Source organism: Bartonella sp. B10834G3 (assembly GCF_016102505.1).
Taxonomy (GTDB): Bacteria; Pseudomonadota; Alphaproteobacteria; order Rhizobiales; family Rhizobiaceae; genus Bartonella; species Bartonella choladocola.
The window spans coordinates 782,703-803,482 of the sequence record NZ_JACFOM010000002.1 but is presented as its reverse complement, the minus strand read 5'-3'; the positions used below and the strand labels follow the sequence as shown (position 1 = coordinate 803,482).

General features: G+C 46.2%; 17 protein-coding genes and 1 other RNA gene. 6 read left to right on the top strand and 12 right to left on the bottom strand.

Features of this window, described 5'->3' with window-relative positions; translation table 11 throughout:
• The first annotated feature begins 76 nt into the window (after positions 1-76).
• Complete coding sequence (gene ligA / locus H3S94_RS08955) at positions 77-2,236, top strand: NAD-dependent DNA ligase LigA (RefSeq protein ID WP_198240874.1); 2,160 nt, start codon at positions 77-79, stop codon at positions 2,234-2,236.
• Positions 2,193-3,158 carry a DMT family transporter gene (locus H3S94_RS08950; RefSeq protein WP_246791215.1) on the top strand — a complete coding sequence of 322 codons (966 nt, stop codon included), beginning with the start codon at positions 2,193-2,195 and terminating at the stop codon, positions 3,156-3,158. Before ligA ends, H3S94_RS08950 begins: the two co-directional genes overlap by 44 nt.
• A gap of 68 nt (positions 3,159-3,226) precedes the next feature.
• Here H3S94_RS08950 and H3S94_RS08945 read toward each other — a convergent pair whose 3' ends face one another.
• From H3S94_RS08945 to H3S94_RS08935, 3 genes are all read right to left on the bottom strand, one after another.
• On the bottom strand, positions 3,227-5,053 hold the full coding sequence (locus H3S94_RS08945; protein ID WP_198240873.1) for an aminopeptidase P family protein: 1,827 nt from the start codon (positions 5,051-5,053) through the stop codon (positions 3,227-3,229).
• 152 nt (positions 5,054-5,205) lie between these two features.
• On the bottom strand, positions 5,206-6,075 hold the full coding sequence (locus H3S94_RS08940; RefSeq protein ID WP_198240872.1) for a 50S ribosomal protein L11 methyltransferase: 870 nt from the start codon (positions 6,073-6,075) through the stop codon (positions 5,206-5,208).
• 15 nt (positions 6,076-6,090) lie between these two features.
• A complete protein-coding gene (locus H3S94_RS08935) occupies positions 6,091-6,696 on the bottom strand; it encodes an SCO family protein (RefSeq protein WP_077994587.1) in 606 nt (201 codons plus the stop codon).
• 210 nt (positions 6,697-6,906) lie between these two features.
• On the opposite strand from H3S94_RS08935, the gene H3S94_RS08930 reads away from it, so the two are divergent.
• Positions 6,907-7,548: a DapH/DapD/GlmU-related protein gene (locus H3S94_RS08930; protein ID WP_198240829.1), complete on the top strand. Its 642-nt coding sequence runs from the start codon at positions 6,907-6,909 to the stop codon at positions 7,546-7,548.
• Between the two features lie 363 nt (positions 7,549-7,911).
• Here the strand turns inward: H3S94_RS08930 and H3S94_RS08925 are convergent, their stop codons facing one another.
• On the bottom strand, positions 7,912-8,412 hold the full coding sequence (locus H3S94_RS08925; protein WP_198240828.1) for an SCO family protein: 501 nt from the start codon (positions 8,410-8,412) through the stop codon (positions 7,912-7,914).
• Positions 8,413-8,772: 360 nt separating this feature from the next.
• Here H3S94_RS08925 and H3S94_RS08920 point away from each other — a divergent pair, with 360 nt between their 5' ends.
• Positions 8,773-10,488 carry a thiamine pyrophosphate-dependent enzyme gene (locus H3S94_RS08920; protein WP_198240827.1) on the top strand — a complete coding sequence of 572 codons (1,716 nt, stop codon included), beginning with the start codon at positions 8,773-8,775 and terminating at the stop codon, positions 10,486-10,488.
• 112 nt (positions 10,489-10,600) lie between these two features.
• Here H3S94_RS08920 and H3S94_RS08915 read toward each other — a convergent pair whose 3' ends face one another.
• The 6 genes from H3S94_RS08915 to ssrA all read right to left on the bottom strand — a co-directional run bounded on the left by H3S94_RS08915 (position 10,601) and on the right by ssrA (position 16,194).
• Entirely contained in the window at positions 10,601-13,069 is a 2,469-nt protein-coding gene (locus H3S94_RS08915; protein ID WP_198240826.1) for an ATP-dependent helicase, read from the bottom strand.
• 75 nt (positions 13,070-13,144) lie between these two features.
• Positions 13,145-14,251 (bottom strand): serine/threonine protein kinase, encoded by a 1,107-nt coding sequence (locus H3S94_RS08910; protein WP_198240825.1) that lies wholly within the window; start codon positions 14,249-14,251, stop codon positions 13,145-13,147.
• A 287-nt stretch (positions 14,252-14,538) separates the two neighbouring features.
• The gene (locus H3S94_RS08905; RefSeq protein WP_198240824.1) at positions 14,539-14,805 is read right to left on the bottom strand and encodes a ribbon-helix-helix domain-containing protein; all 267 of its coding nucleotides are present in this window, start codon (positions 14,803-14,805) and stop codon (positions 14,539-14,541) included.
• Positions 14,795-14,986 (bottom strand): DUF4169 family protein, encoded by a 192-nt coding sequence (locus H3S94_RS08900; RefSeq protein ID WP_198240823.1) that lies wholly within the window; start codon positions 14,984-14,986, stop codon positions 14,795-14,797. The genes H3S94_RS08905 and H3S94_RS08900 overlap by 11 nt, the downstream gene beginning before the upstream one ends.
• Before the next feature lie 10 nt (positions 14,987-14,996).
• Entirely contained in the window at positions 14,997-15,578 is a 582-nt protein-coding gene (locus H3S94_RS08895; protein ID WP_198231297.1) for an SspB family protein, read from the bottom strand.
• Between the two features lie 245 nt (positions 15,579-15,823).
• Positions 15,824-16,194, bottom strand: a transfer-messenger RNA (tmRNA) gene (gene ssrA / locus H3S94_RS08890).
• A 189-nt stretch (positions 16,195-16,383) separates the two neighbouring features.
• Between ssrA and H3S94_RS08885 the strand changes: the two genes are divergently transcribed.
• Positions 16,384-16,689: a DUF2853 family protein gene (locus H3S94_RS08885; protein ID WP_198240822.1), complete on the top strand. Its 306-nt coding sequence runs from the start codon at positions 16,384-16,386 to the stop codon at positions 16,687-16,689.
• A gap of 385 nt (positions 16,690-17,074) precedes the next feature.
• Here the strand turns inward: H3S94_RS08885 and H3S94_RS08880 are convergent, their stop codons facing one another.
• Positions 17,075-18,418 carry a dicarboxylate/amino acid:cation symporter gene (locus H3S94_RS08880; protein ID WP_077992715.1) on the bottom strand — a complete coding sequence of 448 codons (1,344 nt, stop codon included), beginning with the start codon at positions 18,416-18,418 and terminating at the stop codon, positions 17,075-17,077.
• A gap of 1,103 nt (positions 18,419-19,521) precedes the next feature.
• Positions 19,522-19,920, bottom strand: a complete 399-nt coding sequence (locus tag H3S94_RS08875) for an STAS/SEC14 domain-containing protein (RefSeq protein ID WP_198240821.1) — start codon at positions 19,918-19,920, stop codon at positions 19,522-19,524.
• A gap of 105 nt (positions 19,921-20,025) precedes the next feature.
• Here H3S94_RS08875 and H3S94_RS08870 point away from each other — a divergent pair, with 105 nt between their 5' ends.
• Positions 20,026-20,763 carry a pyridoxine 5'-phosphate synthase gene (locus H3S94_RS08870; RefSeq protein WP_198240820.1) on the top strand — a complete coding sequence of 246 codons (738 nt, stop codon included), beginning with the start codon at positions 20,026-20,028 and terminating at the stop codon, positions 20,761-20,763.
• The last annotated feature ends 17 nt before the right edge of the window (positions 20,764-20,780 follow it).

Sequence of the window (20,780 nt, the reverse complement as noted above, 5' to 3'; positions counted from 1 at the left end):
CATATCCTTCTTTGTGCTGATGAAATGAATAATCATAAATCGTCAGGCTCACTTTCAAAAATTCTGGAAAACCATGATGCAAGATATTTCAGTTGATGATCTCACAGCCGAGCAGGCAAAACAGGAATTGGAACGGTTGGCAAAAGAAATTGCCCACCATGACTATTTGTACAATACCAAAGATCAGCCGGAAATATCGGATGGTGAATATGATGCGTTGAGGCGGCGCAACAATGCTATCGAACAACGTTTTCCTGAACTGATAAGGCCGGATTCTCCGTCGCGGAAAGTTGGCGCCACGGTTTCCGAAAAATTTGAAAAAGTGCGTCATCGCATACCGATGCTTTCGCTTGATAATGCTTTTTCTGATCAGGATGTCTATGATTTCGTTGACCGCATACGGCGTTTTTTGCGCCTCAAAGATAATGACGAGCTTGATATTACCGCCGAGCCGAAGATTGACGGCTTGTCACTGTCGCTCAGATATGAAAACGGAAAACTTGTTACGGCAGCAACCCGTGGTGACGGTACGGTGGGTGAAAATGTTACTGCCAATGCGTTGACAATCTCCGATATTCCGCATGTTTTGAAAGGCGATTATCCCGATCTGATCGAGGTGCGGGGCGAGTGTTATATGGCTCACGCCGATTTTCAGGCGCTGAACACGCGTCATGAAGCCGAAAACAAGCAAGTCTTTGCCAATCCCAGAAATGCGGCTGCCGGCTCTCTGCGCCAGCTTGATGCCAGCATTACCGCGCGGCGCAAACTCAAATATTTTGCCTATGCATGGGGCGAGATCAGCCACATGCCGGCCGATACGCAATTGGGTATGATGGATGTTTTCCGTTCTTATGGCTTTACGGTCAATCCTTTAACGAAACTGTTTCATTCGGCAGATGGATTGCTTGAACATTTTCATGCAATCGAAGAACAACGTGCCGATCTTGATTATGATATTGATGGCGTGGTCTATAAGGTTAATGATCTCGCACTCCAGCAGCGTCTCGGCTTTATCTCGCGTTCGCCAAGATGGGCTATTGCCCATAAATTTCCGGCCGAACGTGCCATGACTATTTTGCGAGCAATCGATATTCAGGTGGGGCGCACAGGCGCATTGACACCGGTAGCCCGCCTTGAACCGATTACAGTTGGCGGTGTGGTGATTACCAATGCCACACTTCATAATGAAGATTACATCAAGGGCATTGGCAATAAGGGGGAAACCATCCGTGGTGGCAGGGATATTCGCGTTGGTGATACGGTTGTCATCCAGCGTGCCGGTGATGTCATTCCCCAGATTGTCGACATTGTCGAGGAGCGGCGTCCGAAGACGGCCGAGCCTTATGTTTTTCCCCATATTTGTCCGGCTTGCGGAAGCCATGCGGTGCGCGAAGAGGGGGAAGCCGTTCGGCGTTGCACCGGTGGCCTCATTTGTCCGGCGCAAGCGATGGAACGCATCCGCCATTTTGTTTCCCGCAATGCCTTTGACATTGAAGGGCTTGGTGAAAAGCAGGTCGAATTTTTCTTCAATGCCAAAGACGAGAATTTGGCAATCCGCAGTCCGGTTGATATATTCACGCTTGAGGCACGCCAGAAGGGGGCATTGAGCAAGCTTGAAAACCTTGAAGGTTTCGGGAAAACATCTGTCCATAAACTTTATGATGCGATCAATGCACGTAGACAAATACCGTTAAGCCGGTTTTTATTTGCGCTTGGTATTCGTCATGTTGGTGAAGTCAACGCAAGAAGACTTGCGCGGGCGTACAAAAACTATAATGCTTTTGAAGAGGTTGCTTTAGCGGCGCGTTATCCGGAAGAAAATAGCGGCGAAAGCGGAAACGAGGCATGGAATGAACTGACCAACATTGAAGGTGTCGGTTTTATTGTTGCCGAAGCCGTCGTCGATTTCTATGGTGAGGAACATAACCGCAATATTTTGCGAGCCTTGCTTGCCGAAGTCACTCCTCTGGACGAGGTTTTGCCGGTAACAGATGGCTCACCCGTACAGGGCAAAACAATTGTGTTTACCGGTTCGCTCGAGCGCATGTCACGTGACGAAGCAAAAGCAATGGCGGAAAGATTGGGTGCAAAAACCGCTGCTTCCGTCTCGAAGAAGACAGATCTCGTTGTAGCGGGGCCGGGAGCAGGTTCAAAATTGACAAAAGCACAGGAGTTGGGTGTGAAAATTATTGATGAAGACCAGTGGTTCGACCTTGTTGGTGAGGAAAATGCGTAAAGCGTCTCCACCGGAATTACATGTGAGCGAATCTGCCGGTAACGAGCCACGCATTGTCTTAGGAATAAGTCTGGCACTGACCGCGACAGTTATTTTTGCTTGTCAGGATGCCATGACCAAGACGTTGGTTCATAACTATCCGGCAACTTTTATCGTTATGGTGCGCTATTGGGTGTTTTTTCTTGCCGGTGTCTATATGGCTAAAACGGCAGGTGGTGGTCTTATTGCCAATATCAAAAGCAAACGCCCGATTGTCCAGTGTTTGCGTGGTCTGTTGCTTCTTCTGGAACTCATTGCCATTGCTTTGGCATTCCGTGTGATGGGACTTGCCGAAGCCACATCCATTTTCCAGTCCTATCCGCTTTTCGGAACGGTGATTGCAGTCTTTTTATTAAAAGAAAAAGTAGGCTGGAGAAGAATTTGTGCACTGATAATCGGCTTTATCGGTATTCTGATTATGTTGAGGCCGGGTAGTGGCGTGTTGTCGGTGGGAGCAGTCTGGGCACTTGTTGCGGCGATATTCTTTGCCCTTTATATGGCTTTGACACGCCTTGTCGGCGGCATTGACAAGCCACAAACCTCGTTTTTCTATGTCGGTCTCGTTGGCCTTGTGGTTATGAATTTGGGATTGCCCTTCTTCTGGGTTCATATGGATAGCCACTATGTCTGGATTCTCGTGGCGCTATGCTTTACCTCTGTTGTCGGCCATTTTTTAATGATTAAAGCGTTAAGTCTGGCGCCGCTCACAGTGGTTCAACCATTCAACTATTTGCAGCTCGTCTGGTCGGTCATTATCGGTTATATCGTCTTTGGGGATATGCCTGACCTGCTTACGCTTGTTGGTGCAGCTCTGGTGGTGGGAAGCGGTTTGTTTGTGTTCTTCCGCGAACAGGTAAAAGCGGCAAAAATCGTTGTGAAATGATAAGGTCAATACAAAGCTTCTGCCTGAAGAAACGCGAAAGATTTTTCTTTCGCGTTTTTCTTTTGTCTTTAAAGTGGCTTTGTTGCTGTCTCAAGCCATTTGCGATCAACATCATCAAGATGTGGCGCATTTTCTTTCAAAACGCGGGCATGATAGGCGTTTAGCCACTCGCGTTCTTCATTTGTCAACATGTCAACAACAATCAGATTGCGATCAATCGGGCAAAGTGTCAGGGTTTCAAAACCGAGCATATCAATATCGCCGCCCTTGACCGGTTCAGCCGGTTTGACAACAAGCAGGTTTTCAATTCGGATTCCGAATGCACCTTCGCGATAATAGCCGGGTTCATTTGAAACAATCATTCCCGGCAAAAGTTCCTGTCCACCACGTTTTGAAATGGTTTGTGGCCCTTCATGAACAGCAAGATAGGAACCCACACCGTGTCCCGTGCCATGGGCAAAATCCAGCCCCGCCTTCCATAATGCAATGCGCGCCAGAACATCAAGGTCCTGCCCGCGTGTGCCTTTCGGAAAACGGCTTGTGGAAAGGTCAATCATGCCTTTGAGAACAAGCGTAAAACACCGTTTCTCTTCGTGACTTACCTGTCCGATTGCAACAGTGCGGGTGACATCGGTAGTGCCATCACGATATTGCGCACCGGAATCAACGAGATAAAGCTCGCCTTCATCAAGCGGCCGGTTGGTTGCTGTATTGACGCGATAATGGATAATCGCACCATCGCTGCCACTTCCCGAAATCGTATCGAATGACAGATCTTCGAGTTTTGAACCCATTTTCAACGCGGTGTCGGCGCGCATAGTTTCAAGCTTTGTGGCCGCCGAGATTTCATCCACAGTGCCGGTTTTTTGCCTTGAAAGCCACGAGAAAAACCGGCAGAGAGCCACACCGTCACGCGCATGGGCCTGTCGGCTTCCTTTAAGTTCAGCCGTGTTTTTTATCGCACGCGGGAGGCGTGCCGGATCGCGCAAATCTTTAATTGTGCCGCCATGATCGACAATGATCTGCCTGAATTTTTCAGCCGCCAGTTGGCCGTCAAGTGAAAAGCAGGCTTTCGACTGTGCTTCTCTGGTGACTTCACCGACCAATGCGGAAGGCTCGAAAATATCGACATAACGGGCAAGATATTTCTTTTCATTTTCTCCAAGCTTGCGCTGGTCGATAAATAAAGATGGTCGGCCACCTGCGCGAAGAATAGCAAAGGAAAGGCAAAATGGTGTATTGGAAACGTCATTGCCGCGAATATTGAAAACCCATGCGATCGACGACGGGTCTGTCAATAATACCAGATCACAGCCGTCTTTTTTTAAACTTTCTGCCATCAATTCGAGCTTTTTATCGGCAGCAACACCGGCATAGTCGAGAGGCTGGATTGTAACCGGCGTCAGCGGTGGTTCCGGCTGGTCGTGCCAGATGAGATCAACAAGATTTTTGTCAGTTGCGACAAGTTTTCCATGAGCCTTTTCTTCAACGGCTTTTTTCAGTGCCTTGACGCCATTGACTGTATGGAGAAAGGGGTCAAAACCGATTTTCAAGCCTTTTGTGTTTTGTTCGAGCCAAAGCGAAGGAGGGCAGGAAACGAGATCGGCATAAGTGAATATTTTTCCGTCGGTCTGGTTGCGCACCTGCAAAGTGTAGCGGCCGTCAACGAAAATAACCGCTTTATCTTTCAAAATCAGTGCAACACCGGCCGAACCGGTAAAACCGGTGAGCCATTGCAGTCGCTGGGCATGGGGAGGCACGTATTCACCCTGATGTTCATCTGCCCGCGGTATCAAATAACCGTCAAGTCCGAGTTTTTCCATTTCCTTGCGAAGTGCAGAAACACGTGACTTTGCATTGTCGGGATTTGTTGCAATATCAAATGATTGAAACATAAAATCGCCTCTGGTTGTCTGGTCGGTGAAGGAATTAAGATCGCTATGATCGGGCAATTCGATCACCTGTTATTTTTGTGAAATGGCCAAATGTCCGATTGTTTATCGGCCACTTATTTTGTTTATCGGCCACCTGTTTATTTAATCGTCACCTATTTCAAATGAATGGCAACCCAGCCTTCATGATGCAAGGTCTTTATATATTTTGCACCTGCCGCCTCGAAGGCCTTGACCACGCGGTCATGTTGTTCTTCCAGTATGCCGGAAAGCACAATAGAACCACCTTTTTTCAGTGCGGGAACCATTTGTGGCGCAAGTTCGATCAAAGGATTTGCGAGAATATTTGCCACGATCAGATCAAAGGGGACGCGCTTTTTAATCTCTTCATCGTCAAGGCCGGTGGCCGTGATGGCAGTAATCGTTTTGGCGACACCGTTTAGAGCAAAATTTTCCTTTGCAACTTTGATTGCTATCGGATCAATGTCGGTTGCCAGAATTCTGATCGGCTCAATCAGAGCAATACCGATTGCCAGAATTCCGCTCCCCGTTCCAAGATCAAGTGCATTTTGCGGTTTTTCATGTTCCATAACATCGGCGATAAGTTCAAGGCAGCCGACTGTCGTTCCATGGTGGCCGGTTCCAAAAGCCTGACCGGCATCAATCTCGATTGCAAGATCACCCGGTTTGACTTTGTCGCGGTCATGGCTGCCATGAACAAAAAAACGCCCCGCGCGAACAGGATTAAGCCCTTCAAGACTATGGCTTACCCAGTCAATATCCGGAAGTACCTCTATTTCTATATTGTTTTCATTGACGCCCAAAACACGCGCAAAGCGGGGAAGTACGGAATTTTTTTCCAATTCATCCACGTAGAGAGAGACTTCATAAATTGCATTTGCTTCGTCAATTTCGGTTATAGCAAGCGGAAATGCTTCATCCTCGAAGGCATGATCGAGAAGTTCATATTGCTTTTCAGCATCCCGTTTCGGTGATTTGTAATGTAGACGGATTTGTCCCAAAATTTTAGTCCTTATGTTCTATTGTTTTGCCAGGCTCTTGAGACGCTCAATGGCAATCTGGTCTTTCAGCTCGTTTCTGTTTTCTTCCACGCTATAAGGAATGACACCGGCAAATTGGCCACCTTTTTTGGTAAGCAGAATGGCTGCCGTATGATCGTAAGTATAATCGCCATTTTCACCGGGTACTTTTTCAGCGGCAATGTTGAAAGACGATACCAGTTTATGAACTTTTGCAGGATCACCGCTAATTCCTATAACTTTATCGGTAAAATTGGATAAATAGTCATGGAGGACTTCCGGAGTATCCCGTTCCGGATCAACAGTGATAAACCAGATATTGATTTTATCTGCATCCGGTCCCAACTCCTTGATCCAATTGGTCATACTCATTAATGTTGTCGGGCAAATATCCGGACACATTGTGTAACCGAAAAATATCGCCGACGGTTTTTCGCGAAGTTCTACCTGCGTAACGGTTTTTCCGTTGGAATCGGTAAGGCTGAAATCCTCACCCAGTGGCGGACTGACGAAGGTTTGCCAACCGAATATGAATGCCATAAAAACCGCAACCAATATAACAATGTAAAAAACACTTAATGCGGTACTTTTACTTTCACTCGTCATTGCCAAAATCCCTTGAGCTTGATGCATCGCCATAAAAGCCACTCGCGTGACTCCTGAAGGATATTCAAAATATATCGGTATGAACACGATACTGCAATGAAAAGCGGTAATTAATTCGTCATTGTCGCGACAGTGCGGACAAATACACGGGATTGCACTTCTTGTGCCGGCGTTTTATGGTTATTTACCCATTCAATATACCGGATTATCATGAGCACATCACCCACTGACCAACGCTTTCATGACAGTGAACCGCGCATTCATTCGACGGCCAAGTTACATGGTTGCAAACTCGGCCGTTTTTCCGAAATCGGCGAACGGGTTATTTTACGTGATGTCACTGTCGGCGATTTCAGCTATTTCGAGCGCAATGGTGAAGCCATATATACAGATGTCGGCCGTTTCAGTTGCATCGCTTCCAATGTCCGTCTTAATGCCCTTGAACATCCGATGGAAAGGGTAAGCATGCATAAAATGACTTACCGTCCCAACGAATATTTCCGCTTCATGACACTTGATAGTGCTTTTCGCGAAAGGCGGCATAATAAACGCGTGACTATCGGTCATGATGTCTGGATCGGTCATGGGGCGGTGGTGATGCCGGGAATAACTATCGGCCACGGTGCGGTGATCGGCGCCAATGCGGTTGTAACCAAAGATGTTATTCCTTACGAGATCGTCGGCGGTGTTCCGGCAAAGAGGATCAGGATGAGATTTCCCGATCATACCATTCAGGCACTTCTTGACCTTAGCTGGTGGAATTGGCCGTTGAACATGATTTATCAAGCAATAGGCGATATGCAACAACTGTCAGCCGAAGAGTTTATCGCAAAGTGGAAAAATCTGGTCTGAGAGTAGAAAATCAACAAAGGCACGTGATTGACAGGACTTTAATTTCCGTTTCGCGTTGTTTCTTTTGAAAAATGACCATGTCGTTCAATTTTGAATAAAAATTGAAAATGTCTTCCGAATGCATTGGCGAAAATCTCTGTCGAAACAGTGTAAAACGCCGGTGTGAAATAGTGTCACGGTATGGTTGGTGGCAAAACCGGTCATTGTACGAAAAAATATACCATCCACGAAGGAATGGCCGAGAAGTTGATATTGTTTTTGAGCCACCTGTTTTGGCGATTAAAAAAGAAACGCGCCTGTCCTCGATATTGTTCTTATATCTTCAATATGTTTTCTATTGTTTTGCGAGATTGGCAAGACGGCCTATAGCGACCGGTTATTTGCCAGACTCTTAAGACGCCCTACAACGAACATATACAACGAACATATCGAAATCTTTGGCACTTTTTCTTCCGATATTATAACGGATGGTCGTCCGGAAAGTTGGCTACCTTTTTTGGCTCCTATATTGAAAGATAATACCAATTCATGGATTTTTGCCGGTTCACCGCTAATACCGGTAATTTTGTCGGTAAATTTCGACAAATAATCATGGAGAACTTCAGAGGTATCCTGTTCGGGATCCACCGTGATAAACCGGAAATCGCGTTTATCCGCGTCCGGTCCCAATTCTTTGACCCGATTTTCTATACTCGCCAACATTGCCGGGCAAATATCCGGAGACATTGTATAACCGAAAAATATCGCGGACGGTTTTTTTCCAAGGTCTTTCGCAGTGACTGTTTTTCGGTTGGAATCGGTAAGGCTGAAATCCTTAACCCACGGCGGAATGGAACAAGATTGCCAATAAAATAGAAACGCCATAAATGTGCGACCTATAAAACAATGTAAAAAGCACTTAATGCGGCCTTTTTACTTTCCCTTCTCATTGCCGAAATCCGTTGAATTCGATCGGGTTGCAATAAAGCCACGATGGTCACGTCGAAGATGATATTCAAAATAAATCGGTATCAAAAGAAACAGCAATGAAAAAGCCGAACGCATTTTATGAACGAGTAGCCGATATTAAAAAACGATCGGCCGGAGAATTGACACTAAGTGGAAAAATCTTATCCGGAGATAGAAAATCATCAAAGACACGTGATTGACGAGAAATTTATTTTCAATTTCTTGTTGTTTATTTCAATAATTACTTTGTACCTCAATTTTGAAAGGAAATTGTGAATGTCTTCTAAACGTGTTGGCGAGATTATCGTGGAAACACTGCAAAACGCAGGTGTGAAACATTGTTACGGCATTGTCGGTGATACACTTAACTATATCACTGATGCGATATATCGCTCGAAAATCGAGTGGGTCCATACACGCCACGAAGAAGCTGCTGCCTTGGCAGCAGGAGGAGAAGCTTATTTGACTGGCGAATTGAGTGCATGCGCAGGCTCGTGCGGGCCGGGGAGCTTGCATCTTATCAATGGTATTTACGAATCAAATCGCAATCGCGCACCGGTTGTGGCCATAGCAAGCCAGCTTTCGACCAACGTTATCGGCAGCGAATGGCCGCAGGAAGTCGACTTTCCTGCGCTTTATTCACATTGCTCGGTGTTTTGCGAGCAAATTTTGAACCCGGAGGAAGCCCAACGTATAACCGTCGAAGCATGTCAGGCAGCACTGACAAAAAGGGGTGTTGCTGTCATTATACTTCCGGTGGATGTATCTATGCAGGCAGTGAACCATGTGACGCAATATCGCGTTCACCGGCCAAATCCGGTTATTCGCCCTTCCGATAGCGACCTTGAACAAGTTGCATCGCATTTGAACAAGGGCAAAAAAGTTGCAATCTATGTCGGTTCTGGTGTCAAGGGCGCTCATGACGAGGTGGTCGCTTTGGCTGCCAAGTTGAAAGCACCGATCGGGCATTCGTCAAAATCGAAAGATTTCATCGAATATGACAACCCGTATAATATGGGAATGAACGGCATGTTGGGTGGCAAGCCGGGTTTTGACATGGTTGAACATTGCGATACTTTGCTTCTGCTCGGCACCGATTTCGCTTATACGCAATTTTACCCTGATAAAGCCACGATTATTCAGGTGGATGAGGACGGAACGCATCTCGGGCGCCGCCATCCCGTTAATATGGGGTTGATCGGCGATGTCAAATCGACCGCAGCAGCACTTCTTAAATATGTTGACGAAAAGAAAGACACCGGTTTTCTCGACCAATGCTTAAAAACCAAAGCCGAAGCCGAAAAAGCCGAGGCGAAGGAAACTGCTGTTTCCAAATCCATCATTCATCCGCAATATCTTGTCTCGCTTATCAATCAATATGCCGATGATGATGCGCTGGTCACAGGTGACTGCGGTTCGCCAATGGTCTGGTTGCTCCGCCATTTCAAAACAAATGGCAAGAGAAGAACCCTTGCCAGCCTTTCCCATGGAACTATGGCAAATGCTTTGTCGCAGGCTATCGGTTTCAAAAAAGCCTATAAAGACAGACAAGTTATCTCGCTTTCCGGCGATGGTGGCCTTGCCATGTTGCTGGGTGAACTTTTGACTGTTGTTCAGGAGAAGGTTGACATCAAGATTGTGGTTTTCAACAATTCTTCACTCAACTTTGTTGAACTTGAACAAAAGGTTGAAGGACTGGTCGACCATTATACCGATTTGCAAAATCCGGATTTTGCAAAACTTGCCGAATCTATTGGCATTAAAGGCTGGAAGGTTAACGAGCCGGAAGAGCTTGAAAGCGCGGTTAAAGCCTTTTTGAGTGCCAAAGGACCGGCACTTCTTGATGTCAAAACCAGCGGATATGAACTGGTTATGCCGCCAAAAGTAACGGCCGGTGAAGTTTCCGGCATGGCACTTTACGGCACAAAGGCGATTATGCAGGGACGCGTGAAAGATGTAGCCGATCTGCTCATTCACAATTTCATCAAATAGTCGCTTGAACGATTTGATAAAACAAAAGGCAGAAAATCGATTTGTTTTCTGCCTTTTTTAATTTTATGGAAGCTTCACAAAAACCGGATGATCGTGGGTGGGGGAAAGAGGTTCAGACTTTTTTGACAAAACTGTCGAGCACACGTTTTTCGCCAGCTTTATCGAAAGCGATGGTGAGCTTGTTTCCGTCAATCGCTGCAACATTGCCATTTCCGAATTTGATATGAAAAACCCTGTCTCCCACGCTGAATTCGGAAGGCTTGTCGGAAACCGATTTGGCGATGAGTTCGCCTTCAATAATTTTCGATTGTTGTACCCGCCCCGCACCATATCCGGAATCGACATCCCCATAGCCGATGCGCTCGACATTGGCACCCGAACGGTTGCCCCAATTGGTACGTGTCGCTTCGGTTGCGTTCTTTTTTGCTCTCTGCCAGCCGGGTGTTGAATAATTATTCTGGAACGGCTCCTGACGGTCAAAGCGCGATTGCCCATAACCGCCATAGGATGTTTCGACTTCGGCAACTTCGACATGTTCGTTGGGCAGCTCATCAAGAAAACGCGACGGAATTGTCGATTGCCATAAGCCGTGAATACGCCGGTTCGAGACAAACCAGATATGCAGATTTTCTTTTGCGCGGGTAAGGCCGACATAAGCAAGGCGCCGCTCTTCTTCGAGACCGGAGCGCCCACCTTCATCAAGCGACCGTTGATGGGGAAACAGTCCTTCTTCCCAACCGGGCAAAAATACGGTGTTAAATTCCAGCCCTTTGGCCGAATGCAAGGTCATGATATTGACCGCATCCATATCCTCATTTTTTTCGGTATCCATAACCAGCGAGATATGTTCAAGAAAACTTCTCAAACTCTCGAAATCTTCCATGGAATGGATAAGCTCTTTCAGGTTTTCAAGCCGCCCCGGAGCCTCGGCAGAACGGTCTGCCTGCCACATGGCCGTATAGCCCGATTCATCCAGAATAATTTCTGCAAGCTCGGTATGGGGAGTATTATCAAGCATGTTCTGCCAACGGCGGAAATCTTCGACGAGTTTTCTTAAAGAACTTCTGGCCTTGGGCTTCAATTCGTCGGTTTCGACCATTTCCTGAGCGGCTTTGAGCATAGGCTCGTTGCGGGCGCGGGCTGTATCGTGGATTTGACGAACGGTTGCTTCACCAAGGCCGCGCTTCGGTGTATTGATAATACGCTCGAAAGCGAGATCGTCGGAAGGCTGTGCAACAACACGGAAATAGGCGAGCGCATCGCGAATTTCTTGCCGCTCATAAAAACGCGGGCCACCGATAACGCGATAATTAAGCCCCAATGTGACAAACCGGTCTTCAAATTCACGCATCTGGAAAGATGCGCGAACCAGAATGGCAATGTCATTCAAAGCAAGGCCCTGATGTTGCAATTGCTCGATTTCTTCACCAATAGCGCGCGCTTCCTCTTCAGAATCCCAGGCTGCATGGACTTTGACCTTCTGGTCATTTTCCGTTTTATTATCGGTAAAAAGCGTTTTACCCAACCGGCCTTCATTATGGGCAATCAGATAGGATGCGGCTCCCAGAATATGGGAAGTCGAGCGGTAATTGCGTTCAAGACGAATAACAGTTGCACCGGGAAAGTCTTTTTCAAAACGCAAAATATTATCAATTTCTGCGCCGCGCCAACCGTAAATGGATTGGTCGTCATCACCCACGCAACAAAGATTGACAGTTTCACCGGCAGGACGTTGCGCCAATAGCCTTAACCACAAATATTGTGCAGTATTGGTATCCTGATATTCGTCGACCAGAATGTAACGGAATTTTTTATGATATTCGCGCAAAACATCGGCGTTTTTTTGAAAAATATGAATAGGGTGCAACAATAAATCGCCGAAATCACAGGCATTCAGTGTTTGCAGGCGTTCCTGATAGGCGCGGTAAAGCTCGCGCCCTTTGCCATTGCCGAAAGAACGGGCATCACCTTCGGGTATCTGATCGGGTGCAAGACCACGGTTTTTCCAACCATCAATCATATTGGCAAAACTACGTGCCGGCCATCTTTTGTCGTCAAGCCCTTCAGCCTGAATGAGCTGTTTGATAAGCCTTATCACATCATCGGTATCAAGAATGGTGAAATTGCTGTTGAGACCGACAAGTTCTGCATGGCGACGAAGAATTTTTACCCCGATCGAGTGGAAAGTGCCAAGCCACGGCATACCTTCAACCGCGCCGCCCACCAGTTCACCAATACGGTTTTTCATTTCACGTGCGGCTTTATTGGTGAATGTGACCGCCAGAATTTGCCCCGGATAAGCAAGACCAAGCCGTAAAATATGGGCAATGCGTGTGGTGAGAACCCGCGTCTTTCCCGTGCCTGCACCGGCGAGCACCAGAACGGGACCTTCCGTGGTTGTTACAGCAAGGCGTTGTTCAGGGTTGAGCTTTTCAAGATAATCGGCCTTTGCATTGCGACGCGCCGCCATGGCGCGCGATGCCAAGCCGCTGCCGCCCTCGTGCTGCGACGTGTCAGGCTGCTCTTCCGGCTTTCTCGGTTCGTCATCAAAAAATGGTATATCGTCAGGAAAATCGCTCATTATCACCAATCTAATGGTTCAAGATATTTTCTGCTAGGCCAGACTTGACGCTTTAACACGAAAATGATCGGAAAATCACTTTTTTTTACGTTGCACTTCATATTGATAGACGCGACGGTCGGTCAAATTCTTCCGGTTGTCTATAATCGGCGCAACAACCGGTTTCAAGTCCGGCTCTCTTTTAATCAACGCGACAAGATCATTAAGCTCGTTCATGGCGACAAGTTTTATAATGTCTTCGCGGATCGAACCATCTTCACGCTTCGGCAATTGATGCACAACCTGAAGCGATTCAATTTTCTGATCTTTAAGAAGATTGCGAACGGCTTGTTCGTCAAGTTTGTCAGATTCGACAAAAACATAAAGCCCGACACCTTTTGCAGGAAGCGAATATGTCGCAAGCGCAATATCACCAATATCGGGGTTATTTTTCAAAAGATTCCGTATGGCCGGCCCCTGATGCTGGATGCGGTCGCCGGTACCATCTCCATCCGACCAGTTGAACATATCTTTGGTTATAAAATTATAGACACGTTTGCCTGTTGCCAACCAAAGTCGCGACGGCCATGAGCGGTTTTTCAGTATCCGCTTTTCCGTGGGCGTCATCAGTTCAGGCGCAAAACTTCTTTTTTGTTTGATAAGATGGCGGAAATCTTCATAGGCAAAATAGCGGTAGAGAGCGCCGCGATGCTTGTGTACGCTTGCCAACTGAAAGTCGATGATCGAGGCTTTACCGTCACTTGTCATCAACCAGTTTTGCGGTTTTGCCAAATCATTGTGGGTAATACCCATGCGCCGCAGATTGCGCAGGAGTTTGAATGCGCTCAGGTAAAATTCGGGTTTGTTCGGCCGCGCGAGATGCAATGGCGTTCCCTCGCTCCAGGAACGATAAAGCCCGTCTTTATCAACGGCAATGAGTTGCGGCACACCTTCAAGCCCGCGGACTTTTTTTAATGCCCTTATTTCTCTTCGTGCCAATATCCAGGCAAGCGGGCGTGACCATTTTGGCGCAGCGGTAACAATGCGACGGATAACGCGTTTATGCGGTTCGTCAGCAAAATAGCCGACCCGCGTTTCAGAGAAAACATCGCGTTTCAATACCATCAAGGCCACAAATTCAGTTAAAAATTGCGGGTCTTTCAAAGGCGGTAAAGCACTGTCTGAATCGGCAAAATGTTCCATAGCGTTGAGTTAGACGGTTGGCACTCTTCTATCAAGTCGGTTTGTTCAAATCGGTTAAAATATAAACGATAAAAAGCGGTAAGTAATGGTTATTGTCAAATTTTGGTAAAAAATAATACATTTTTACTTTGAAACTGAAAAACTGCACCATTTTAACGCAAACCGGCTTGAATGGTTTGAAACGCAGGTTTCAGCAAAATTCATCCGCCAGCCGGTGTTCCGATGCAGATAATAGCAAAGCTGATTGGGAACTTTTTTATAAAAAATTGCGGTCGTAAAACGGGTTCTCAAATGTCGGAATTTTGCACCAGTTTCAAAGCAAAGAGACGCAACGCCGCTGAAAGATTGATTTCCGCCGGCCTTGCTTCATCTATCAGCGTGACAATTCCGGCAAAGGAAAGTTCCCTTTTTTCCGCTTCTTGCAATAAAATATCAATATAGGCTTGTTCGAGCGATATGCTTGTTGCATGTCCATCTATGCGCACGGACAATTTTCTAGGCCGCGCCTTAAGCCAATCAATGCTGGTGATAGAGGCGGGAGCTTCATTCTTCATCTTTGTTGCGGGTAATTCTTCTTAAATCAAGAAATCCGTCTGTTTTCTGTTTTTTCCGGTCATCGAATTGGCGTTCGATTTTTGTGCGCCCGAATAGAATACGATTTTCGGTTGCCTGCTTTTCTTCCGACTGACGTTTTTTCTGTTTACGAAATTGCCGTAAATTGACCAATTCAGCCATTTAAAAAGCCTTATTTTTTCCGGAACGCGTCAAGCGAAACAACATTGGCAGACGACGGTTCCTTTTCTTTCTTAGGCGATTTATCCGTTTCGTCTGCGGCCTTTGTATGCTGCTTCAATTTGACCGGCGATTTTTTCTTATCTTTTTTGTCACCGATATGTGCAAGCTCGCCGCCTTTGGTTTCGTTTGTGACAGTCTTGACTTCGGGGCTGTCATTGTCGCTTTTCGGCTGGTCGGATGCGAGATCAAAGGCCGCTTCAAAGGCTGCTGTCGGGTCATAGAATACTTGAACGGCCGAGAAGGGGATGACCAGTCTTTCCGGCACATCGCCAAATGAGAGGCTCACTTCAAAACCACTTTCGGAAACGTTCAAATCCCAAAATTGGTGTTGCAAAACAATCGTCATTTGTTCGGGATAACGTTCTTTCAGGCGTGACGATATTTTCACACCGGGAGCGTTTGTAAGGAAGGTTATAAAAAAATGATGGTCACCTGGAAGGCCGGCCTTCGCCACTTCGGATAATACTTTGCGAATAACACTGCGCAACGCATCCTGCACGAGAATGTCATAACGGATCTGATCGTGAACCATTGAAAACCTGTTCCTTCTGCGACGTAGTTTATGCAAAATTGGCACTCAACCTTAATGCAGTGTAGCCGTTCTTAATGCAATGAGGCAATCACAATCTTCTCAATTTTTTTTCGTAAATATCAACAAAGATGCGCTTGAGACCGGATTACCGACACAATAGAGAATGGCATTTTTGAGTGAATGCGCCTTGAAGATAAATTCTTGTAAGAAAATCGCGGCAAACTTTCAAAAATGTCGAGTAAAAAAGTGAAGGCTTCTGTTGCCAGGTGCCTCCGAACCCCGCTTGGACCGGCGAAGGCCCAAGACTTGATTTGAAGCGTTCGCGCCGCAATTAAGCAGCGAGACGAGCTTCCGCATAGTTGTCATTTGCAACTACTTAATTAGCCCGATAACGGTGGTACAATGCCGGGTAAAAGAGCAATCTTTACGCCCTTGTCGATCCTGTTTCGCCCCCTTCATAATGAAAACGCTTGGAAAATTTCTTCGCCTTTTCATTGTGGTGGAGGCGCCGGGTACCGCCCCCGGGTCCAATGGGTTTATTACACTGTCCATTTATTACCATAGCTGGCAAGCCAGCAAAGCCAATATAGGTAAATCAATTGGCGGTGGGAAGGGGGGTTGTCTAACTTTTTCGCGCTCTATCTCATTAACAGTGATGTTTGGCTCTATCTCATAAACAGTGATGTTTGAATGAATGGAAAAACGGTCAAACATCCAAATTCAATTCATAGCCCATAAAACAAGTGGAAAATTACCCGCCGTTTTACTGTTAAGCGGACATTTAATCGACAGGAGCCTGAAACCGATGACAAAACACCTCGACCAGATCAAAAAATATGACAGAAATCCGGATGAAGCAGCAATTAAACGATTGGAAAACCGTTTATCGCTTGCGTTACAAAACCGCGACGCTTCAGAAGTTGCAGCAACCGACGAGGCAGAGCTTCAACGCGTGGCAAAATGGGCAGCGGAAAAACTTGGTGCAGATGCCGAAAAGAGCAAACAGGCAGTCACAAAGGTTGCCGATTTGCTGAAAGGTGAACATATGAAAAATCGTGTCACTTTTTATTACTTTGTTGCAAAAGAACTGGGTCTTTTGAGCAAGGTCTGACGAGCCACGGCAAAAGCTTGTGCGAGATAGTCCAAAAAAGCGGAATCTATATTCTGCCGGCTCAAGCGGTTAACCATAACATTTATTAAAATAGCCAAATCCACCCGACATAGGTTTTACGGTCAATTGGGCATGAATTGATCGGGGCAGGGGGTGATTGCGGCGTGGATTGATCGTGGCAGGGATTGATCGGTGATTGCCAAAAATACAAGCGCCGAAAAAATACAACTGCCGAAAAAATAAAAGCGCTGAAAAAATACAAGCGCCGAAAAAATAAAAGCGCCAAAAAATAAAAGCCGCGAAAAAATAAACGTACCAAAAAATAAAAGCCCCGAAAAAGGGGCTTTTAATCGACATATCGTCTCATGCGATGAACCGGACATTGTCAGTTCGCTTCTTCGCTTTTCGGTGCCTCGACATGGTGGTGACCATGTTGATGTTCGTGGCCACCCAGAACTTTATGGAGCTGAACAGTATCAAGCTCGTTTTCCCAACGTGCAACAACGATACAGGCAACCGCATTGCCGACGAGATTGGTTAATGCGCGGCACTCCGACATGAAACGGTCAATACCGAGAATGATAGCCATACCGGCAACCGGAATAGCCGGAACGGCTCCAAGAGTTGCCGCAAGAGTAATGAAGCCCGCACCGGTAACACCGGCTGCACCCTTCGATGAAATCATAGCCACGACCAGAATAAGGATCTGATGTTCGAGTGTCAGATTAATATCCAAAGCCTGGGCGATAAACAATGTGGCCAAAGTCATATAGATATTGGTGCCGTCAAGGTTGAATGAATAACCGGTCGGAATAACCAGCCCGACAACCGACTTCTTCGCACCGGCCTTTTCCATCTTTTCCATTAAGGTTGGCAACGCAGCTTCGGACGAGGATGTACCGAGAACCAGCAACAATTCATCTTTGATGTAGCGGATCACTCTGAAGATGGAAATACCGTTGTAACGGCACACCGCGCCCAGAATAACTACAACAAACAGAATCGACGTGATGTAGAAGGTTGCCACCAGAAAGAACAGATTAATGACCGAGCCGATACCGTATTTTCCGATAGTGAAAGCCATCGCACCGAAAGCGCCAATCGGAGCAGCCTTCATCAGAATGGCAACCAGTTTGAAAATCGGCGTCGACAATGCATGGATGAAATCCAGAATGGGTTTACCGCGTTCGCCGACTGATCCAAGCGCAATGCCGAACAGAATCGAGAAGAACAATACCTGAAGAATGTCACCTTCCGCAAAAGCCGACACGACGGTTGACGGAATGATATTCATCAAAAATTTGACGATCGACGAATCGTGAGCTTTTTCAGCGTAAACTTTAACTGCTGCGGTATCGAGCGACGCCGGATCAATATGCATGCCCGCGCCCGGTTGCAGAACATTTCCGATAACAAGGCCGACGATCAATGCCAATGTCGAGAAGGTCAAGAAGTAAAGCATACATTTTCCCGCAACACGCCCGACCTTTTTCAGGTCGCTCATGCCGGCAATGCCGCTCACAATGGTCAAGAAGATAACCGGAGCAATAATCATCTTGACCAATTTGATAAAGGCGTCACCCAACGGCTTCAAAGATGCGCCAACATCCGGATAAAAATATCCAAGCAAAATACCGCAAACAATTGCGAATAATACTTGAATATAAAGGACTTTGTAAAACGCGCGATGAGGACGTGGTTGTTTCAATTGTTCGATTTTGTAAGCCATGAAGCCTCCCTCTGATCGACCGCGCAAAATTTTGCAGTGGATTTAGCCGCCCCTCGGCCACCTCCCGGTCGACTTCTACAATAACGTCTAGCAATTCATATGCCAAGAGACTATTGTTTCGCAAGTTCATTTGCTGAAATTAGTGCCTTAACAGTTGATAATTTTAACAAAAATCAAAAAATTTTTTTCGTAAGAAGATGAAAGCTATAGCAATATCTTCAACTGATAATTTAAAAAATATCGGGAACATTTTGAATTATAAGGGCTATTATTCTATTATAGATTGAATTGGCAAATTTGAAAGCCAATCCGGTTTTTTGAGGGGGGGGATAAAAAAGCAGGTTATTTGAAAAGCTCGCCAATGAGGCCAGCCGAATCCGCACAGGATTATTCTGGATTTGTGGATGCCTCTCATTATTTCTTCGTTGTCTGAACCGGATAGTGCAATTATTGCATCTTTATTCCGGTAAAAGTTGCAATAGAAACGGATAAGTCGGGAGATGGTTCGAGAAGGTGATTTGAGCGAAATTGGTGATTTGAGTGGAGTTATCGGCGATATGCTTATGTTGAAAACCTGTTGGCAATTCATCGCTTTCGAGTAAAACCTGTCATTGGAAAATTCCGATGGAGGCAAGAAAGTGCGGCCGATTGCGATTGCTGGCTCCTTGGCAGTGAAACCGTTTGTCTCACCCTTATTCTTTTAAAAAATTAAAATGTCGCCAATAGGGGAAATGAATTTTTGTGTGCTCTCCGGAAGCGGGAATATGATTTTTGAAAATAGAGTTTAAAACGCTCGAATGGCAGAATTGCTTTTGAAAACCGATTTTAAAAAATATGAACCACGGTAGCTTTGCCAAAGGGTTATGAAAACGCTTCCAAAGGAACGTGATAAATTCCAAAGGAACGTGATAAATTTGTCGATTGCACACAATCGATCACGGATAAAACGGCAATTATCGCTCGATATACACGAACAATGAATGGAATATTGTGTCGATTTATACCGAGGAACCGGTGGCAAGTTAAACTGAAAAACTTCCAGCAAGCCGGTTTTAATTGTCGTTTTAAAGCTCTATGGAATCAGTCAATCGAAAGTGCTTATCTCATTCGATCGGCTTTGCATCTATATAATTCCAGCCATCGTTAATGTGTTCAGAAGCAAACCATTTTGTTTCGACGCGTCCGAAAGGCCGGAAAAACTCGACCGCCAGTTTGAGCCAAGAAGGGCCGCCGACAATGGCATAACGCCTTAGTTTTGTGAAAGCTTCTGCTCTGAGCTTGGCTGTATCCTCGTTAAACAGGCTTTCCCAATCAATTCCGTCATATTCTTTAAAAATGACAATCATATCAATAGAGTCAAAGCCTTCCGCCTCCGCTTCAAAAAGTCCATAGAGGTTTTCCACATCTGAAGAAAAAAGCACGCCGTTAATGGAAAAACCGATTGCACCGGCGCGGTTGGTCTTGATCTTGGAGATCACCGGTATTGTATCTTCAGGTAACATGCTTTTGCCCTTTCTTGTGGCTCAATTAAGTTATATGTAGAATTTTATGTAACGTCTGAAGTTTTCAATACTACAGATTTTAAGTGGACTTGATAGGTGCTGTCGATGACAATAAAACTTTCGGTTAATCTTAACGCCATCGCGGTGTTGCGCAATCGCCGGAATTTGCCTTGGCCGAATGTGGTCGGTATGGGGCGCATAGCGCTGGATGCGAGTGCTGACGGACTTACTGTCCATCCCCGTCCTGACCAGCGTCATATCAGGTTTACCGATCTTCCCGATATACGTCGTTTGATTGACGATGAATTTCCAAATCGGGAATTCAATATAGAAGGCTATCCGGATCAGACGTTTCTGGATATGGCAGAACTTTATGCCGATCAGATAACCTTGGTTCCCGATTCCCCGCAACAATCAACTTCCGACCATGGGTGGGATTTTGGTCGTGATAGCGCATTTTTGAAACCCGTTATCAGCCGGCTGAAAGAAAGGTCGATTCGTGTCATTGTGTTCGTCAATCCTGTTGCCGACGGGCTTGAAGCCGCCAAAGACATCGGTGCCGACGGTATTGAAATTTATACCGGTCCTTATGGCGACGCTTATGACAGCGACGAAAAACAGGCAAAAGCCCTTGAAGCGGTAACAATCGTTGCGCAGCGCGCCAAGGAATTGAAGCTTCTCGTCAATGCCGGACATGATTTGACGGTGTCCAATTTGCCCCCTCTTGTCAAAAGTGTGCCATGGCTTTATGAAACCTCCATCGGACACGGACTTATTGCGGATGCTCTGGAACATGGAATGAGAGAAACTGTTCTGAGATTTAAAAGAGCATTGGCAATTTAACCGGCCAAACGGGCATC